The organism is Actinomadura sp. 3N407 (genome assembly GCF_052245875.1).
Classification (GTDB): domain Bacteria; phylum Actinomycetota; class Actinomycetes; order Streptosporangiales; family Streptosporangiaceae; genus Spirillospora.
This window is the reverse complement of sequence record NZ_JBQQBP010000038.1, coordinates 17161-33268: the sequence shown is the minus strand read 5'-3', so window position 1 is coordinate 33268 and position 16108 is coordinate 17161. Positions and strand designations below refer to the sequence as shown.

The window sequence follows — 16108 nt, the reverse complement described above, 5'->3', positions numbered from 1 at the left end:
CCCACCGCGGTGGCGAGGCCGGCCCAGTGCTCCTCCGGCAGGATCAGGTCGTAGTAGGGGGCATTGACGGCATATCCCAGGCCCTCGTCCGCCCTGGCAGCCTCATCGGTCATCGCTCACGCCTTTCCGTTCGGTCGTGGATCAGGTCAACTCGACGCCGGTGACCAGCGGATCACCGGACAGCAGCGCCAGGGTCTCGGCCGCGTCCAGCACGCCCGCGGCGAAATGGACGCCCGGCGGGACCCGGCCGGTGAGCAACTCCCGCACGGTCAGCGCCGCCACGACCCCGCTCAGTGCGTAGGAGTCGGGAGTATGGAGAACAAGGCGGCGCGGACGTCCCGGTGCGGAATCACGGTGCACGGCCTGGAACAGCATCGTGTAGTACGGCCCGGTGGCGGCCAGGTCGGCTTCGGCCGCGGCCACAACCGCCGGGACGTGCCGTTCGGGCGGAGCGTCCCCGCCCCCGTTCGCGTCGTCGTCCGCCCATGCCGCCGCGAGTGCCTGGGGAATCGCTTCGGTGACGTAGACGGTGTAGTTGCGCAGCTCTTCCACGCCCAGTTCGGCGGCGAGCCGCGCCGCCTCGACCGACAGGAACGGCCAGGCGTGCACCTGTCCCCGGAACCCGGGCAGTGTGACCGACCGCAGCGGGCGCAGCGCGTTCGGCAGGACCGCACCGGCCCGCCATACGGCCAGCGCGGTTCCGAACCGGGGACCGCGCGTCAGGAGCGCGTCCACCGCCGACAACGGGCCGATCGCGGCCGCACCGCCGACGTAGAGGTCCAGCCGGGACAGCGGCCCGTCCGCCGCCAGCAGCCGGGGGAGCAGGCCGGACAGCCCCGGCATCAGGCCCGCCGAGAAGACCGCGGCCCTCTGGTCGGCGAAACCTTCGCCGAGCGTGTCGGCGGCGGCCACGTCACCCGCCGCGTCGACATAGTGCGCCCCGCCCGCCAGCGCCGCCCGGGCCACCTTGTCGAGCACCTGGTACGACGGGCCCGCGCAGTTGACCACCACGTCGCAGCCAGTGCAGAAGGCGCGCAGAGCGTCGGCGTCGTTGAGATCCACGCGCACCGGTTCGGTGTGGGTGCGGGGCACTTGGGCGCCGACCTCGGCGGCCCGGCCCAGATCGCGCCCGCCGATGCGCAGGTCGCCCATGTCCCAGGCGGCCAGCCGGTCGACGGCGACCCGGCCGACCGTTCCCGAGCCGCCCAGCACGCCGATCGTCGTCATCGGCCCTCGTCCAGATCGCGGACGACGGCCGCCAGACCGGCCACGGTCGGGGCGTCCAGGAACCGCCGGACCTGGACGGCCGCGCCCTCGTCCTTGGCCAGCCGTGCCAGGGCCCGCACGGCCAGCAGCGAGTCGCCGCCGAGTTCGAAGAACGGCGTCGCGCGGTCGAGGACCGGGGCGTCCAGGATCTCCTCCCACAGCAGCGCGATCCGCTGCTCCAGCTCGTCCCTGGGCGGGCCGGCCTCTTCGCCCGCGCCGGCCACGGCGGGACCGCCCAGTGAGAGGCCGCCGTCGCGTTCCGGCTCCAGAGCGGCGGGCAACTCGACCACCCGTTCCCAGCCGGGCCCGTCGGCCAGGTCCCCGATCAGCTCCACGAGCTCCGCGAAGGCCGCGTCGACCTCCTGCGGTTCGAACAGCTCGGCCACCAGCGAGAACGCGACGGCCATCGCGCCGTCCATCTCCCAGAACCGCGCCTCCAGCGCCACCTGGGGGGTGCGGAGCTGGTGGTAGTAGTCAGCGAAGTCCAGCCGGCCGAGCGGCCCGGCCGACGTGGCCTGGCTCTCGCCGATGGCCGCGTCCATCCCGAGGGTGCTCTGGAACACCACGGGCGCGACGGGCCGGGTCGTCCCGCGCCTGCGGGCCAGCTCCCGCGACACCTCCACACCCGAGATCAGATTGTGCGCCGCGTGCTCGGTGAACGTGCGCTGCTGGCCGGCCGCCAGCTCGGCGAAGGTGCGGCCGGTGCCGGGTTCGGCGGGGACGAGCATTGTGGACGCGAACGCGCCGATGGTCCGGTGGATGTCGGGATGCAACGGCAGCCGGTTGAGCTGCAGAGTGTTGAGCAGCATCCTGCGGTGCCCGGCCCAGCGGGCGAGCACGACCGAGAATGCGGTGAGCATTGCGGCCGACACGGTGACGTCGTGCGCGGCGCACCGTTCCCGCAGCGCCGCCCATCTCGCGGCTTCCAGCCGCGCCTCCCGGGTGTCCATCAGGGTCGGCGCCACGTCCCGGGGATCGGCGCGCAGCGGCAGCGCGGGCGGGAGGGGCGCGCCGTCGAGCCGGTCCCACCACCAGTCGCGGTCGGCCGCCCACGCCTCGGTCCGGCGCAGCCGCCCGATCGAGGTGACGTAGTCGCCGAAGTCGACCTCCAGAGGTGCCAGGACGGCGTTCCAGTCGGCCGCCAGCGCCAGCAGCTCCCGATTGAGCACCGTGGCCGACCAGCCGTCCATCGCGATCAGGCTCATCGCGGTGTGCAGCCGCCCGTGCCCGCCCGGCAGGAGGCTCAGCCGCGCATCGAGCCCGGGACCGGTCAGCGGGTTCGGCCCGGTCCCGGCCATCTCCCGCCGTACGGTCGCCAGCGTTTCGCGGATCTCGTTCTCGCCTGCCTCGCGCAGGTCGTAGACGCGGGGTTGCGGGATCGCTCCGGGTGCATCCGGCGGCAGGACGTACTGCATGCCGTCGGGAGTGATGCGGGCCCGCAGAGTCGGCTGGTGCCGGGCCAGCCGTTGCAGCGCGTCGGCCAGTGTCTCCTCGGCCTCCTCGGCGTCCATGTCCATCAGGCCGACATCGCCGTAGAAGTGCGCCGAGTCGTACGAGAGTTCCCAGCCGTCGTGCTGGCCCACGAAGTAGCCCTGTTGGAGCGGCATCAAGGGGAAGGGGGCGGCGGGGTCGGCGCGGTGCTCGATCTCCACGGGAAGGGCCCGCGTGGTCGCTCCACCCTGGCCGCGCCGTGCCACGATATCGGCGAGCTCCGACAAGGTGATCTCCACGGTGACGTCGGACAGCGCGAGCTCGACCGACAGTCGCTTGCGGATCAGCGCCGACATGCGCACGGTCAGCACCGAGTCGCCGCCGAGCCGCAGGAAGCTGGCGTCGCCGTCGATCGTGCCGGGGTCCAGGTCGAGCAACTCGGCCCAGATCCGGGCCAGGTCCGGGACGAACTCCGCAGGGGGCCGTGCCTTGGCCGGGGGCAGCGCTTCGCCGGGGCCAGCGGCGGACGGAACGGTCATCAGATCTCCTTACGGCTCCCGCGCGGCAACGAACAGGTGCTGCGAGAACGCCGCCAGCGGATGGTCGGGATGGGGCAGGTCGAGAAGCGGGGCCAGCCCGGCAGTGCCGAGGGCGGCCAGCCATTCCCGCCGGGTCAGGTAGGTGCGGCCGGTCCCGGCCCGCCCGTCACGGCGCTCGGGACGGGAACCGCCGGGACGGGCCGACAGCAGGAACGGCATCGAGGTCAGCGACTGGTGGTGCTCGTGGCACGTCTCGACGAGCAGCAGCGCCCCGCCAGGTGCCAGCAACTCCCGGACATGCCCGAGCAGTGTCCCGACGTGCGAGGCGTTGTGCGCCGCGTTCACGGCGACCACCAGGTCGAACGGGTCCGGTCCGCACTGCGCGGCGAGGTCCTGGTCGAAGTCCACGACCCGGGGACGCAGGAAGGGGTGTCCGGTGAACCGGGTGCGCGCCGCGTCCAGGAAGAACGGCGACAGGTCGGTGAACAGGTAGTCGGTGACGTGGCCGTCCAGGACGGGCAGCAGGTCGGCGGTCAGCGCCCCGGTGCCGGCGCCCAGCTCCAGCACCCGGCCCTTGACCTCCAGCACGCGCACGGCCTCGACGGCGGCGGCGTTGAGGTAGGCGTTGACGAGGTTGTCGCGGTACGCGGCGGCCGCGGTGCCGAACTCCCCTCCTGGGAACAGCAGCGACTGCGCGCTCACCTTGTCCCGCAGCAGGCCGGGCAGCAGGCGCAGCGAATCGAGCAGGTACCGGGTCAGCGCCTCCGGATAGCCGAGTCCGTCCCGCGCCCGGTCCAGGGTCTCCCGGACCTCGGCCAGTTCCGACCGCCGGAAGCGGCGCAGCCCCCGGTACCGGGCGCCGGGCTCCCGCTTCACCAGTGATTCGTCCGCCAGCGCGGCCAGCCAATGCCCCGGTATCCATCGATGCCGGGACGCGGCCTCCAGTACGTCGGCGACCTGGCCCGCGGTCCGCGGCGCGTCCGGTGGCAGCGCCGTGCCGAGGAACGCAGCGATGCCCTTCAGCACCGCCAGGTCCAGATCGCGGACGTATCGAGGGACGTCATCGAGCGGGGCCTCCCCCAGAGCGGCCAGCCCCGCCCGATGAGCACGTGCGCGCATCGTCACAGCCGGGCGGCCGGTGGACGAGCCGGGCCCTGGGCGAGTCGCGCCGTCAGCTCGGGTGTGTCGAGGGCGTCCGGCTCGGCGAGCATCATCATCACGTCGAAGAAGGTGCTGTTGACCTCGGCGTCGACCATGGCCAGCTCCAAGAGCCGCTGCATGCGCTCCCCACTGCGCCGCGACTCCTCGTCCGCCGGCGCTTCGCCCAGGTAGGCCTGGTCAGCCCCGACCGCGACGTGCCAGGCCCGATCGTTGCCCGCGGCCAGCTCCTTCTGCAGCGTGGCGCAGTCATCGACGCCCTCATGGAGCAGATCGCGGAGCCGGTGGGCGCTCATCGCAGCGACCGACATGCCTTGCGCATAGACCGGATTGAGGGCGCAAGTGGCGTCGCCGATCACCAGCAGGCCACGCGGCCACGCGGACAGGGACTCAAAGTAACGGCGCTCGTTGGCCATGTGGCGGAACCCGTGGATTGGCCCCAGCGGCTCGGCGTCCCGGATGGTCTCGTACAGCACCGGATGCCGCAGGCTCGCGGCGAACGCCAGGAAGCCCTCCTCATCGGTCGGCGGGTGGTCATCGAGGTAGCCGTACAGCGACACCAGCCAGCGGCCGCCCTCGACCGGCACCAGCGCACCTCCGCGAAGCGGCTGCGAGGGCCCCGGCTGAATCGAGATCACCCGCCACGCGTCGTCGAAGTCCGCGGGCATCGCGTAATAGCGGCTGCCGTATCCTGCGCGCGAGTCGACAAGCGTGGTCTCCGCGTCGTCATGACCGAGCGAGGCCAGCCACTCCTGTGTCTTCGAGCGGCGCCCGGACGCGTCCACCACCAGGTCTGCGGCGATCTCCTCGGTGGTCCCGCCGCCACGCGGCACAACGGTGACCCCGGTGATCCCTCCACCGTCCGCGCGCAGGCCGGTAACCTCCAGCCGGTCACGGATCCGGACGCCCGGCAGGCTTTCCGCACGGCGACGGACGACCCACTCCACGAGCTCCCGGCTCGCCGACGGCACCGTGCGCGACGGCGCGAAGCGGTGACACCAGCCCGCCGGGCTGAGCCACAAGTGGTCGTAAGGGGTGCGCAGCGGTACCGCGCCGGCCGCGTACAACTCGTCGGTGAATCCCGGTAGCAGCTCGTCCAGCGCCCGCTGCCCGCCGCCCATCAGCGAGTGAAGATGGCGGCTCTGCGGCACTCCCGGACGGAAGCCGGGATCATCGGCCGGCGCGTCCCGCTCGACGACGGTCACCCGCCCGGCATGCCCGGCCAGAGCGATCGCCGCGGTCAATCCCGCGATACCGCCGCCAATGACCGCGACGTGATACCAGCGCTCCATGGAACTCCTCGTCTAGGGGTTGGGTGGGCTCGTCCGGCGGCTCGGTCGGGCAACCGGCGCAGAGGCCATAGCCAACTGCCTGTCAGCGCGTGCACGGCCACCGCGCGACCGGCCTCATCACAGGCCCGCTCCATGTGCCGGACGGCGCGCGATCCGATTAAAATGATAATCGTTCTCGCCAACTTGCACACCCCCCCCGGGCGTTCACTCCCGGAAGCTGTGCGGGTTCTGCCGCTCTGGCGCCGCTAAGGGCGCAAACGCCCGCCGCGGTAGGCCTGGACGAGACGGCGTGGCACCAGCACCTCCTGTCCGTCGACGGTGAGCGGCACAAGATCGGGTCGCGTCGCCTTCCACTGCGCGCGGCGCTTGCGCGTATTGCTCCGGGACTTCTTGCGCTTGGGGACGGCCATGAGGGTCCTTACCAGCTCGACTTGGTGATGCCCGGGAGTTCGCCGCGATGGGCGAGTTCGCGGAAGCGGACCCGGGAGAGCCCGAACTTGCGCAGGTGCCCGCGCGGGCGCCCGTCGACGGCGTCCCGGTTGCGGACGCGGGTGGCGCTGGCGTCGCGGGGCTGGCGCCGCAGTTCGCGGATGGCCGCCGCGCGGATCTCCTCGGTGGTGTGCGGGCTGCGGATGAGGCGCTTGAGTTCGGCGCGGCGGGTCGCGTGCCGTGCGGCCGTGGCCTTGCGCCGTTCGTTGGCGGCGATCTTGCTCTTCTTGGCCATCAGATCCTCTCTCCCCGGGCGCGGATGCGGGCAAGGGCCGCCTCGACGCCGATCCTGTCGATCGTCTTGATCGCGCGAGTGGACAGCCTCAGCCGCACGTAGCGTCCCTCACCGGGCAGCCAGTACCGCTTGCGCTGGATGTTGGTGTCGAACCGGCGCGTGGTGCGCCGGTTCGAGTGCGACACCTTCCTGCCGAAGCTCGGCCGGGCTCCGGTCAGTCGGCAATGTGCCGCCATCACCGCTCCTCTCGGTACAGCACGTGCCTGCGGACGACCGGGTCGTACTTGCGCAGGGTGAGCCGGTCCGGATCGTTCCTGCGGTTCTTCCGGGTCACATAGGTGTGGCCTGTCCCGGCGGTGGAACGGAGCTTGATCAACGGCCGGAGTTCGTTGCGGGCCATCGGACCTCCTCTCGGTCCATCACATGATAGCGATAATCGTTTTCATTTTCAGTCGGCGAACGACTGTCCGAGATCGGCAAGCCCGGTGCCGCCGGCGACGAGCGCTACCTGGCCGACGTCCTGGCGCACCAGATCGAGTACGCCACCGCTGGTCATCGCCGACACCATGCCGGCCCCCTACCCCGGCCGACGACGCCGACCTTCAGCTCTGCGGGGAAGTACTCGGGCACCTTGTCCCGATGACCCCGATCACCATGCCCGGCCGGGCGCTGCCACCCCTGACCGGCCCGGCCCTGTGCGTCCACGAACTGGCCGCTCGCGTCGGCCCCGCCACCGCCCAACTGCCCTGGCGCCTGCACACCCCCGCGGTCGATACTGTGGTCTGGCGCCGTACCGGCCCCTGCACCCGGCCCGGTTCTTCGACGCCATGGACGCCCTCGCGACCCGGTCGGTACGCAGCCGCGGCCGCTTCCGGCTGGCCAACCGCCCCGAACGGCTCCTGACATGGGACGCCATCGCCGGCATCGTCACCATCGAGGACGTCGGCCTCTGGCTGGCCGCACTCCCCGAATCCGTCTGGGAGACCGTCCCGCCCATCCGCCGACTAGTCGCCTCCCTGGACTGGAACCCCGACCACGGCGACCGTGTCCAGCACCCCGTCCTCACCGGACCTGGCCTCGACCACGACCAGACCCACGCCCTCCTGGACGCCTGCCTCCTGGCCCCCGACGAACCGGCCGATACTCTGGCCGACCCCTTCGCCGACCTCCTCGACCTGAACCCCGCCGGTTAGTGGGTCCTGCGGCGTTTCCGCTCCGGGCATGCGGTGGCGAGGAGATGAGGTTGGCCAGGACGCGTTCGAGCAGTGCGGGGTCGGCTTGGGTGTCGGGCAGGTCGTGGGGGATGTCGACGGTGACATCGTGCCGTGCCCGGGGGCCGAGGTCGTCCAGGGTGAAGGGAATGATCTCGTACATGGCAAGGGGCTGCATCATCATGCCGAGCGCGCCGGTTTGCAGGCGGCGGCTCATGTCCAGAGGTTGGCGACGAGCCGGTCGAGCCGGTCCAGGGACAGGTGGGCGGTGTCGGCGCGTTCGGCGCGTTCGTCGGCCGTCCAGGCGATGTTGGTGTTGCGAAGGCTGTCCACCGCTGCCTTTGTCGAGGCCAGCGGGGTGCGCAGGTCGTGGCTGGCGGCGTTGAGCAGGGACCAGGCCAGGGCGTGCTCGAGGTTGCGGGTCGCGGCGCTGGCCAGGTGTGCCAGGAGACGGCGGATCTCGGCGAGGGTGAGGGGGGCCAGGCCGCGGGTGCTTTGGGGGCGTGGGCGGCGGTGACGGCGAGGTAGGCGTGGGCGAGCATGGCCAGGGTGATGTGGCGGTGCCAGCCGTCGTAGCGTCTGACCTGGTACTGGTCCAGGCCTACCTCGTTCTTGGCGGCCTGGAAGCACTCCTCGATCGCCCAGCGTGCTCCGGCGACGCGCGCCAGTTCCTGCAAGGTGGTGCCGGCTGGGCCGAAGCACAAGTAGAAGGCCAGTTCCAACTCGCCCTTCTCGTCCGGGGTCAGGCTGCGGCGCACTAGCAGCCATCGCTGCAGCGCATCGGGGCCGCCGAGGTCATCGCCCGGGTGCGGTTCCAGGGTCGCCATCGCCCAGTCGTACAGGCGCGGCCCCCTGGCTCCGTCACCGGCCGACAGCTTCTTCCACGCCTCCGCTGGCGCATCGGCGGTCACCGCATCGGCGCGCGACCCGCAGTTGCCGTAACCGATGCCGGGCTCCAGCGACTGACTCCTGGGCACCGCCACCACGTATCCGATCCGGCGTTCCTCCAGGTGAAGGCGGAACTTGTGGTCTTGGCCGTAGGCCTCGTCGGCCGTGACCCACCCGACCGAAGCACCACCGGGCTCCAGCGCCCGCTCCAGCATCGCCTGCGCCAGCACGGGCTTGGTGGCGAACCTGGCCTGGCCGGGTATGCTCGCCCGGGCGCACCGTCCCCGGTCGGCCAGCCACGACTTCGGCAGATACAACTCGGCATCGATCAGCGCCCGGCCTCGCGACGAGGCGTAGGCCAGGAAGACCCCGAGTTGGCAGTTCTCCACCCGCCCGGCAGTGCCGGAGTACTGCCGCTGCACGCCGGCCGATCCGGTGCCCTTCTTGAGGAACCCGGTCTCGTCCACGATCAGCACCCCGGAGTCGTCCCCGAGATTCTCGAACACGTACTCGCGCAGGTCACCCCGCATACCCCACAGATCCCAGCGGGCGTTATCCAGCAACCGCTGCATCCGGTCCGGCGCCGCATCCCCCGCCGCCTCGGCCAACTGCCAGCCGTTCTTACGCTCCACCGGAGCCAGCAACCCCGTCACATACGCCCGCGCCTGACGCCGCGGCTCCACCCGAGGAAACCGGCCCGCCACCCGAGCGAACAGATCATCCAGCCCCGACACCCACGACCGCAGAACGTCCTCAGTCACCTCATCAACCGCAACCGGAACTATAGATCACAAAAGCTGATAGTAGTACTAGGAGTCGCATCAGAGGTGGCATATGGGACCTACGAGACCGTTCATAGGTTCTCTGCAGTAACTAAAGCCGCTGGGGAAGGTGATCGGTGTCCGTTCGGACGCGGCGGGCGCTGGGGACGGCTGGTCGAGCAAGCCGGTCGCGATGGGCGACTCGAAGCTCTCGTTTCGTAGAGAAAGAGCTTTTCAGCTCAGAAGTTTCGTCGCCTGTTGACCGGTGTCGCGCGAGGGCGGTTGTGGCCGACGTCTGCTCGCCATGGGTGCCAAATGCTCGCCGTCGCGGCCGTGCGCACGGCGCTGAACAGCCGCAATAGTTGCCAGGCCCACCGCTGTTTAGGCATCGACAGGCGGGCCGAGTGGCGATGGCGACGACCCCTGCGTCCGGTCGTTGATCAGAGGTAGCGGGCATGTCGTCCGCTCGTCCCATGGCGTCGCGATACTCGTCCGGTCCCACCGCAGGTGGACGACGGCTGACTGCGCCGGTAACACGAGGCGGCTATTGCGCCTACTGGGAGCCCGTGTTAGCTTCCACGACTAACGCACGTTAGTTAGCTTACTTGGAGGCTGCGGGCATGGGGATGTTGGAAGGCCGGGTCGCGATCGTGACCGGTGCCGGGCGGGGGCTCGGGCGCGAGCACGCGCGGCTCCTGGCTTCGGAGGGGGCCAGGGTCGTGGTCAATGACCTCGGCGGCGGGATGGACGGCTCCGGAACGGACGGCGCCGCCGCGAAGCAGGTGGTCGCCGAGATCGCCGCGGCTGGGGGCGAGGCTGTGGCCAGTGCCGATGACGTCGCCGACTGGGAGGGTGCGCGCCGACTGGTCGATACGGCCGTGGAGCGGTTCGGTGGCCTCGACATCTTGGTCAACAACGCTGGGATCCTGCGCGACCGGACCTTGGCGAACATGGCCGAGGACGAGTGGGATGCCGTGATCTCCGTTCATCTCAAGGGCCATTTCGCGCCGACGCGCTGGGCTGTTTCCTACTGGCGCGAGCGGGCCAAGGAAGGCGCTGTGGTGAAGGCGTCGGTCATCAATACTTCGTCGGCGTCCGGGTTGGTGGGCAACTACGGGCAGAGCAACTACGGCGCGGCCAAGGCGGGAGTCGCCGCGTTCACCGTCATCGGTGCGATGGAGACCGCCCGCTACGGGGTGCGGATGAACGCGATCGCCCCGGTGGGCAGGACCCGGCTCACGATGGCCACCCCCGGGATGGAGGCGATGGCCCCGGCCGACAACGGCTCCTTCGACTTCCACCATCCCGGGAACATCTCGCCTCTGGTGGCCTACCTGGCGACCGCGGGGTGCCCGGTCAGTGGCGGGGTCTTCCACGTGGCCGGGAACCAGGTCGGGCTTTTCGGGGGGTGGGAGCTGGAGGCCACCGTCGAAACGGAGGGACGCTGGGAGATCGCCGACCTGGAAGAGGCGATACCGCGGTTGTGCCGCGGCAAGACCGGCATGGTGTCGGTGCGCACCGGCATGGATTCCTTCGGCGGTCTTATCGGCGGGGAGGTCCGGTGATGAACGCGATCCTGGGCTGGGGCACCTACCTGCCGTACTGGCGCCTGGAGCGGGCCACGGTGGCCGCGTCCGTGGGCGGGCCCGGGGGCGTGGGCGCGCGGACGGTCGCGTCCTACGACGAAGACACCACCTCGATGGCCGTCGAGGCGGGTCAGGCGGCGCTGGCCTCCGCCGGTGTGGCTCCCCGCTCCCTTCTGCTCGCCACGGCCGACCCCGCTTACCTGGACAAGACGAACGCCACCGCCGTTCACGCGGCCCTCGGCCTGGACACTGCGGTCCCCGCCTACGACATGGGGGGAGCGGTCCGCTCGGGGGTCGGGGCGCTCAGGGCGGCTCTCGACGGAAACGGGCCGGTCCTGGTCATCACCGCCGATCGCCGCGGCGGCCTGCCCTCCGGCACCGAGGAGGTGACCGGCGGCGACGCCGCCAGCGCTGCGGTCATCGGACCGGGTCCCGGTGCCGCCGACTATCTGGGCGGTGCCTCGGCCACGGCGGAGTTCCTCGAACGCTGGCGGACCCCCGGTTGCGGCGCCTCCCGGGTCTGGGAGGAGCGTTTCGCCGACTCCGCCTATCGGCCGCTCGGCGACCAGGCGGTGAGCGATGGTCTCGCGAGCGCCGGGATCCAGGCCGAGGACGTGGACATCTGGATCATCACCGGTACCCAGGCACGTGCCGTCCGGCGGATGGCGATCGGCCTTCGCGCCGGGGGCGCCACCGTGGTGGAGGACATGGCGGACAGCGTGGGCAACACCGGAACGGCCCACCCGCTGCTGTCGCTGGCCGGGACGCTCGAAATCGCCGAGCCTGGCCGGACTGTCGCGCTGGTGGTTCTCGCGGACGGTGCGGAGATGCTGCTGTTCCGTACCACCGCCTGTGACGGGACGGTGCGTCGTCCGCGCACCGTCGCCGAGCAGGTCGCCACGGGTCGGCACGACCTCACATACCCCACGTACCTGACTTGGCGCGGGCTGCTCGATCGGGAACCGCCGCGGCGTCCTGAACCCGAGCGCCCCGCCGCCCCGGTGTCCTACCGCGCCCGCGACTGGAAGTTCGCGTTCACGGCCAGCAGTTGCGCGGAATGCGGCACTCGCCAGCTTCCACCGCAGCGGACGTGCGCGAAGTGCGGTGCCACCGACCGGATGGAGGCCGAGTCGCTGGCGGGGGTGCAGGGACGGATCGCGACGTTCACCATCGATCGGCTCGCTTATTCACAGAATCCACCCGTGGTCGTCGGGGTGGTCGACTTCGACGGGGGCGGGCGGTTCACCTGTGAGATCACCGACGTCGACGCCGGAGCCGTGGCGGTCGGTGACCGGGTGGAGATGACGTTCCGGCGGCTCTACACCGCCGACGGGGTCCACAACTACTTCTGGAAGGCCCGGCCGATCCGCGAGGGAGGACAGTGATGGCATCACGAGGCGTCCGCGACCAGGTGGCGATCGTGGGCATGGGTTGCACGAGCTTCGGTGAGCACTGGGACAAGGGCGTGGCCGACCTGGTCGTCGACTCGGCCGGCGAGGCGCTGGCCTCGGCAGGGGTCGGCAAGGACGATGTCGACGCCTACTGGCTCGGGACCATGGGCTCGGGCTGGAGCGGTCTCACCCTGTCGGCGCCGCTCAAGATCGACCACAAGCCGGTCACGCGGGTGGAGAACTTCTGCGCGACGGGATCGGAGGCCTTCCGCAACGCCTGCTACGCCGTGGCCTCGGGCGCCTACGACATGGCGATGGCGGTGGGTGTGGAGAAGCTGAAGGACTCGGGGTTCAGCGGCCTCACCGGTACCGAACCCCCGTCGGACGGCACCGCCGCCGCACTGACCGCGCCCGCCAGGTTCAGTCTCCTCGCGCCCGCCTACGCCGGGAAATACGGAGTGGACGAGGCGGAGCTGAAGGAGGTCCTCACCCGTATCGCCTGGAAGAACCATTACAACGGTGCGCGCAACCCCCGTGCGCAGTTCCGCAAGGAAGTCCCGATGGACGCCATCCGGAACTCACCGCTGGTCGCCGGGCAGCTCGGGATCCATGACTGTTCCGGTGTCGCCGACGGTTCGGCCGCCGCGGTGATCGTCCGCGCCGAGGACGCCCGCCGTTACTGCGAAGACCCGCTGTATGTGAAGGCTCTGTCGTTCGTGGCCGGGCCGGCGACCGGGCCGTTGGACCCTGAGTACGACTACACGACCTTCCCCGAGGTCGTGCGCTCCGCCGAGGACGCCTACAAGCAGGCCGGTATCACCGAGCCGCGGGAGCAGCTCGCGATGGCCGAGGTGCATGACTGCTTCACACCCACCGAGCTGGTGCTCATGGAGGACCTGGGGTTCGCCGATCGGGGCGCGGGCTGGAAGGAGGTGCTGGCCGGCAGCTTCGACCTGGGGGGCGTGCTGCCGGTCAATCCCGACGGCGGCCTGAAGAGCTTCGGCCATCCCATCGGCGCCTCGGGACTGCGCATGCTGTTCGAGTGCTGGCTCCAGTTGCGCGGCCAGGCGCCACCGGAGCGGCAGATCGGCAACGGCAAGCGGCTCGGCCTCACCCACAACCTCGGCGGGGCTCCCGGTGAATGCGTGTCGTTCGTCTCGGTCGTCGGCACGGAGCCCTCGTCGTGAGCGCTGGACGCTCCGCGCTCGGCCCGGACAGGGGCGGGCGAACGGACGCGGCTTCCGAGCCGGTTCCGATCGGCCGACTCCTCACCGATCTGGCGACCGCATGGCCCGAGCGGCCCATGGTGACGTGCGCCGGCAGGACGTATTCGCGTGCCTGGCTCGAATCGCGGGCGAACCGCCTGGCCCGGCACTACGAGCGGCTCGGCGTGGGGGAGGGCGCTCTCGTCACGATCGCGCTGCGCAACGGGGTGGAGTTCATCGCTGCGGCGTTCGCGACGTGGAAGCTGGGCGCGGTGCCTCAGCCGGTGTCGCACCGCCTCCCCGGCCACGAGCTGACCACGATCATCGACCTCGCCGATCCGGCGTTGCTCGTCGGGGCGCCCGGAGGTAGGCGCGGCGACCGGCCGTCGCTGCCGGAGGGCTTCACACCTGATCCATCGCTTCCGGACACCCCGGTCGAGCCCGTGCGCGTCGCTCCCGCCTGGAGGGCGATGACCTCGGGTGGGAGCACGGGCCGTCCGAAACTGATCATGGCCGGCGAGCCCGGCCTCGCGCGGCCGGAGGCCGGGCTGCTCTTCGGCATGCGCGAGAACGGCGTTCAGCTCGTGCCCGGGCCGCTGTACCACAACGGCCCGTTCACGATGGCGGCGCTGGGGGCCGGTCTGGGACACCACCTGGTGATCTTGGAACGTTTCGATGCGGTGGTAGCCCTGGAGGCGATCCAGGCGCATCGGGTCGACTGGATGAATCTCGTCCCGACCATGATGCGCCGCATATGGAGGGTTCTCCAGGACCATCCGGACCGCTACGACCTCGGCTCCCTGAACAAGGTCTGGCACACGGCCGCGCCCTGCCCGGCGTGGCTCAAGGAGGCCTGGATCGGCCTGGTCGGCCCGGACGCCCTGATGGAGACCTACGGCAGCACCGAGGGGCAGGCCAGCACCGTGATCAGCGGCCGCGAGTGGCTGGCGCACCGAGGGTCGGTGGGCCGGCCGTTCTCGGGACGGATGAAGGTATTCGACGAGGCGGGCGTCGAGCTGCCGCCCGGCGAGCACGGCGAGATCTACATGCGCAGGCCGGCGGGGGCCCCGCCGACCTACCGGTATGTCGGCGCGGAGCCGCGCGAGCGCGGCGGCTGGGAATCGGTCGGCGATCTCGGGTGGATGGACGAGGACGGCTACGTCTACCTCGACGATCGCCGGACCGACCTGATCCTGTCCGGCGGGGTGAACGTCTACCCCGCCGAGATCGAGGGCCATCTGACAGCGCACCCCAGCGTCGACACCTGCGCCGTCGTCGGCCTCCCGGACGAAGACCTCGGCCAGCGGGTACACGCGGTCGTCTACGCGACCGCAGAGGTCACCGGTGACGAGCTGCGCGCCTTTCTGGCCAAACGCGTCGTCGCCTACAAGGTTCCCCGCTCATTCCGGTTCACCGGCGAACCGGTGCGCGGCGACGACGGCAAGGCCCGCCGCGCCGCGATCGCCGAGCACGAACGCCGTCTGATGCAGGGCGAGTCCGGACATGCGGGCGGCGGTGTCGCCACGGGCGCCCTGCCCCCACTCCACACAGCGCGCCAAGAAAGCGAGTGACACGATGGAACGTTTGAACGACAAGGTCGCGGTTGTCATGGGCGCGGGCTCCATCGCCGACGGCTGGAGCAACGGGAAGGCCGCAGCGGTCTCCTACGCCCGCGAGGGCGCGGCGGTGGTCTGCGCCGACTACCGGCTCGACCGGGCCGAGCAGACACGCGACATCATCCACGGCGAGGGCGGGAAGGCGATCGCCGTCCAAGCCGACGCCACCAGCGAAGCCGCCGTCCGGTCAGTGGTCGACGCCGCCCGAACCTCCTTCGGCCGGCTGGACGTCATGCACAACAACGTCGGCATCGGCGGATCCATCGGCACCCCCGATGTGATCAGACCCGAGGACTGGGACCGCGAGATCGCGCAGAACCTGACGACCGCCTATCTGGGAATCCGATGCGCCGTGCCGATGATGCGGGAGCAGGGCGGCGGAGCGATCGTGAACATCTCGTCGATCGGCGCGGTGCGGTTTCTGCGCAAGCCCAACGTCGGCTACACCGCCGCCAAGGCCGCGGTCGAGGCGATGACGCGCGCCTGCGCCACCGCCTATGGACGCGACGGCATCCGGGTGAACTGCGTGCGGGTCGGGTTCTCCGAGACTCCGCTGCTGCGGGTCGGGGCCGAGAGCCGCGGTCTCAGTGCCGAGCGGATGGAGGCCGAGTGGGCCAAGAGCCGGGCGAAGGTGCCTCTGCGCAACGAGCACGCGGATCCCTTCGACATCGCCGCGGCTGCGACCTTCCTGGCCTCGGACGAAGCCGGGCACGTCACCGGCGTGCCGGTCATCGGTGGCCGCCCGCCCGACCTGCTTGACCCAACGCGCGGGTGCGCGTTCAGCCCGCGCTGCCCCTACGTCCAGGAACGGTGCCGGGCCGAAGCGCCACCACTGCGCCAGGACGGCGGCGACCGGCCTCAGCTGTTCGCCTGTTTCTACCCGCTGGGCAGTCCGGAGAACGCCGCGGCGCTGGAGGCCAACCTGTCGAAGGACCTGCCTCAGGCGGTCGCATCGACCCGCGTTGCCCGACCCACGCCGTGACCGCATCGAGGTCTGAACCGTCTGTCAGACGACATGAGGGGGGACATTGGTATCCCGT

General features: G+C 70.9%; 15 protein-coding genes and 1 pseudogene. 6 read left to right on the top strand and 10 right to left on the bottom strand.

Going from position 1 to position 16108, the window contains the following annotated elements:
- Positions 1-141: 141 nt before the first annotated feature.
- The 8 genes from ACTWPP_RS43515 to rpmG form a co-directional block, all read right to left on the bottom strand.
- Positions 142-1227, bottom strand: coding sequence for a saccharopine dehydrogenase NADP-binding domain-containing protein (locus ACTWPP_RS43515; protein WP_443110346.1), 1086 nt, complete (start codon positions 1225-1227; stop codon positions 142-144).
- On the bottom strand, positions 1224-3236 hold the full coding sequence (locus tag ACTWPP_RS43510) for a condensation domain-containing protein (RefSeq protein WP_443110345.1): 2013 nt from the start codon (positions 3234-3236) through the stop codon (positions 1224-1226). The genes ACTWPP_RS43515 and ACTWPP_RS43510 overlap by 4 nt, the downstream gene beginning before the upstream one ends.
- A 9-nt stretch (positions 3237-3245) precedes the next feature.
- On the bottom strand, positions 3246-4355 hold the full coding sequence (locus ACTWPP_RS43505; RefSeq protein WP_443110344.1) for a class I SAM-dependent methyltransferase: 1110 nt from the start codon (positions 4353-4355) through the stop codon (positions 3246-3248).
- A 2-nt stretch (positions 4356-4357) separates the two neighbouring features.
- Positions 4358-5686: an FAD-dependent oxidoreductase gene (locus ACTWPP_RS43500; protein WP_443110343.1), complete on the bottom strand. Its 1329-nt coding sequence runs from the start codon at positions 5684-5686 to the stop codon at positions 4358-4360.
- Between the two features lie 245 nt (positions 5687-5931).
- Positions 5932-6096 carry a 50S ribosomal protein L32 gene (gene rpmF / locus ACTWPP_RS43495; protein ID WP_443110341.1) on the bottom strand — a complete coding sequence of 55 codons (165 nt, stop codon included), beginning with the start codon at positions 6094-6096 and terminating at the stop codon, positions 5932-5934.
- Between the two features lie 8 nt (positions 6097-6104).
- Positions 6105-6410: a 30S ribosomal protein S14 gene (gene rpsN, locus ACTWPP_RS43490; RefSeq protein WP_443110340.1), complete on the bottom strand. Its 306-nt coding sequence runs from the start codon at positions 6408-6410 to the stop codon at positions 6105-6107.
- Positions 6410-6646: a 50S ribosomal protein L28 gene (gene rpmB / locus ACTWPP_RS43485; RefSeq protein ID WP_443110339.1), complete on the bottom strand. Its 237-nt coding sequence runs from the start codon at positions 6644-6646 to the stop codon at positions 6410-6412. The genes rpsN and rpmB overlap by 1 nt, the downstream gene beginning before the upstream one ends.
- Entirely contained in the window at positions 6646-6810 is a 165-nt protein-coding gene (gene rpmG, locus ACTWPP_RS43480; protein ID WP_443110338.1) for a 50S ribosomal protein L33, read from the bottom strand. The genes rpmB and rpmG overlap by 1 nt, the downstream gene beginning before the upstream one ends.
- 427 nt (positions 6811-7237) lie before the next feature.
- Here rpmG and ACTWPP_RS43475 point away from each other — a divergent pair, with 427 nt between their 5' ends.
- Positions 7238-7603 carry a GTP-binding protein gene (locus ACTWPP_RS43475; RefSeq protein WP_443110337.1) on the top strand — a complete coding sequence of 122 codons (366 nt, stop codon included), beginning with the start codon at positions 7238-7240 and terminating at the stop codon, positions 7601-7603.
- Between the two features lie 231 nt (positions 7604-7834).
- Here ACTWPP_RS43475 and ACTWPP_RS43470 read toward each other — a convergent pair whose 3' ends face one another.
- Together ACTWPP_RS43470 and ACTWPP_RS43465 are read right to left on the bottom strand one after the other, a co-directional pair.
- Positions 7835-7954, bottom strand: coding sequence for a hypothetical protein (locus ACTWPP_RS43470; protein WP_443110336.1), 120 nt, complete (start codon positions 7952-7954; stop codon positions 7835-7837).
- Positions 7955-8115: 161 nt separating this feature from the next.
- Positions 8116-9270 (bottom strand): annotated as a pseudogene (locus ACTWPP_RS43465) (IS701 family transposase); the annotation flags it as partial.
- 620 nt (positions 9271-9890) lie between these two features.
- Between ACTWPP_RS43465 and ACTWPP_RS43460 the strand changes: the two are divergent.
- The 5 genes from ACTWPP_RS43460 to ACTWPP_RS43440 are packed head-to-tail and all read left to right on the top strand — an operon-like array spanning position 9891 to position 16050.
- Positions 9891-10835, top strand: coding sequence for an SDR family oxidoreductase (locus ACTWPP_RS43460; protein ID WP_443110335.1), 945 nt, complete (start codon positions 9891-9893; stop codon positions 10833-10835).
- The gene (locus ACTWPP_RS43455) at positions 10835-12241 is read left to right on the top strand and encodes an OB-fold domain-containing protein (RefSeq protein WP_443110334.1); all 1407 of its coding nucleotides are present in this window, start codon (positions 10835-10837) and stop codon (positions 12239-12241) included. Before ACTWPP_RS43460 ends, ACTWPP_RS43455 begins: the two co-directional genes overlap by 1 nt.
- Positions 12241-13434 (top strand): acetyl-CoA acetyltransferase, encoded by a 1194-nt coding sequence (locus ACTWPP_RS43450; protein ID WP_443110333.1) that lies wholly within the window; start codon positions 12241-12243, stop codon positions 13432-13434. Before ACTWPP_RS43455 ends, ACTWPP_RS43450 begins: the two co-directional genes overlap by 1 nt.
- On the top strand, positions 13431-15023 hold the full coding sequence (locus tag ACTWPP_RS43445) for an AMP-binding protein (protein WP_443110332.1): 1593 nt from the start codon (positions 13431-13433) through the stop codon (positions 15021-15023). Before ACTWPP_RS43450 ends, ACTWPP_RS43445 begins: the two co-directional genes overlap by 4 nt.
- A 13-nt stretch (positions 15024-15036) precedes the next feature.
- Positions 15037-16050 (top strand): SDR family oxidoreductase, encoded by a 1014-nt coding sequence (locus ACTWPP_RS43440; RefSeq protein ID WP_443110331.1) that lies wholly within the window; start codon positions 15037-15039, stop codon positions 16048-16050.
- The last annotated feature ends 58 nt before the right edge of the window (positions 16051-16108 follow it).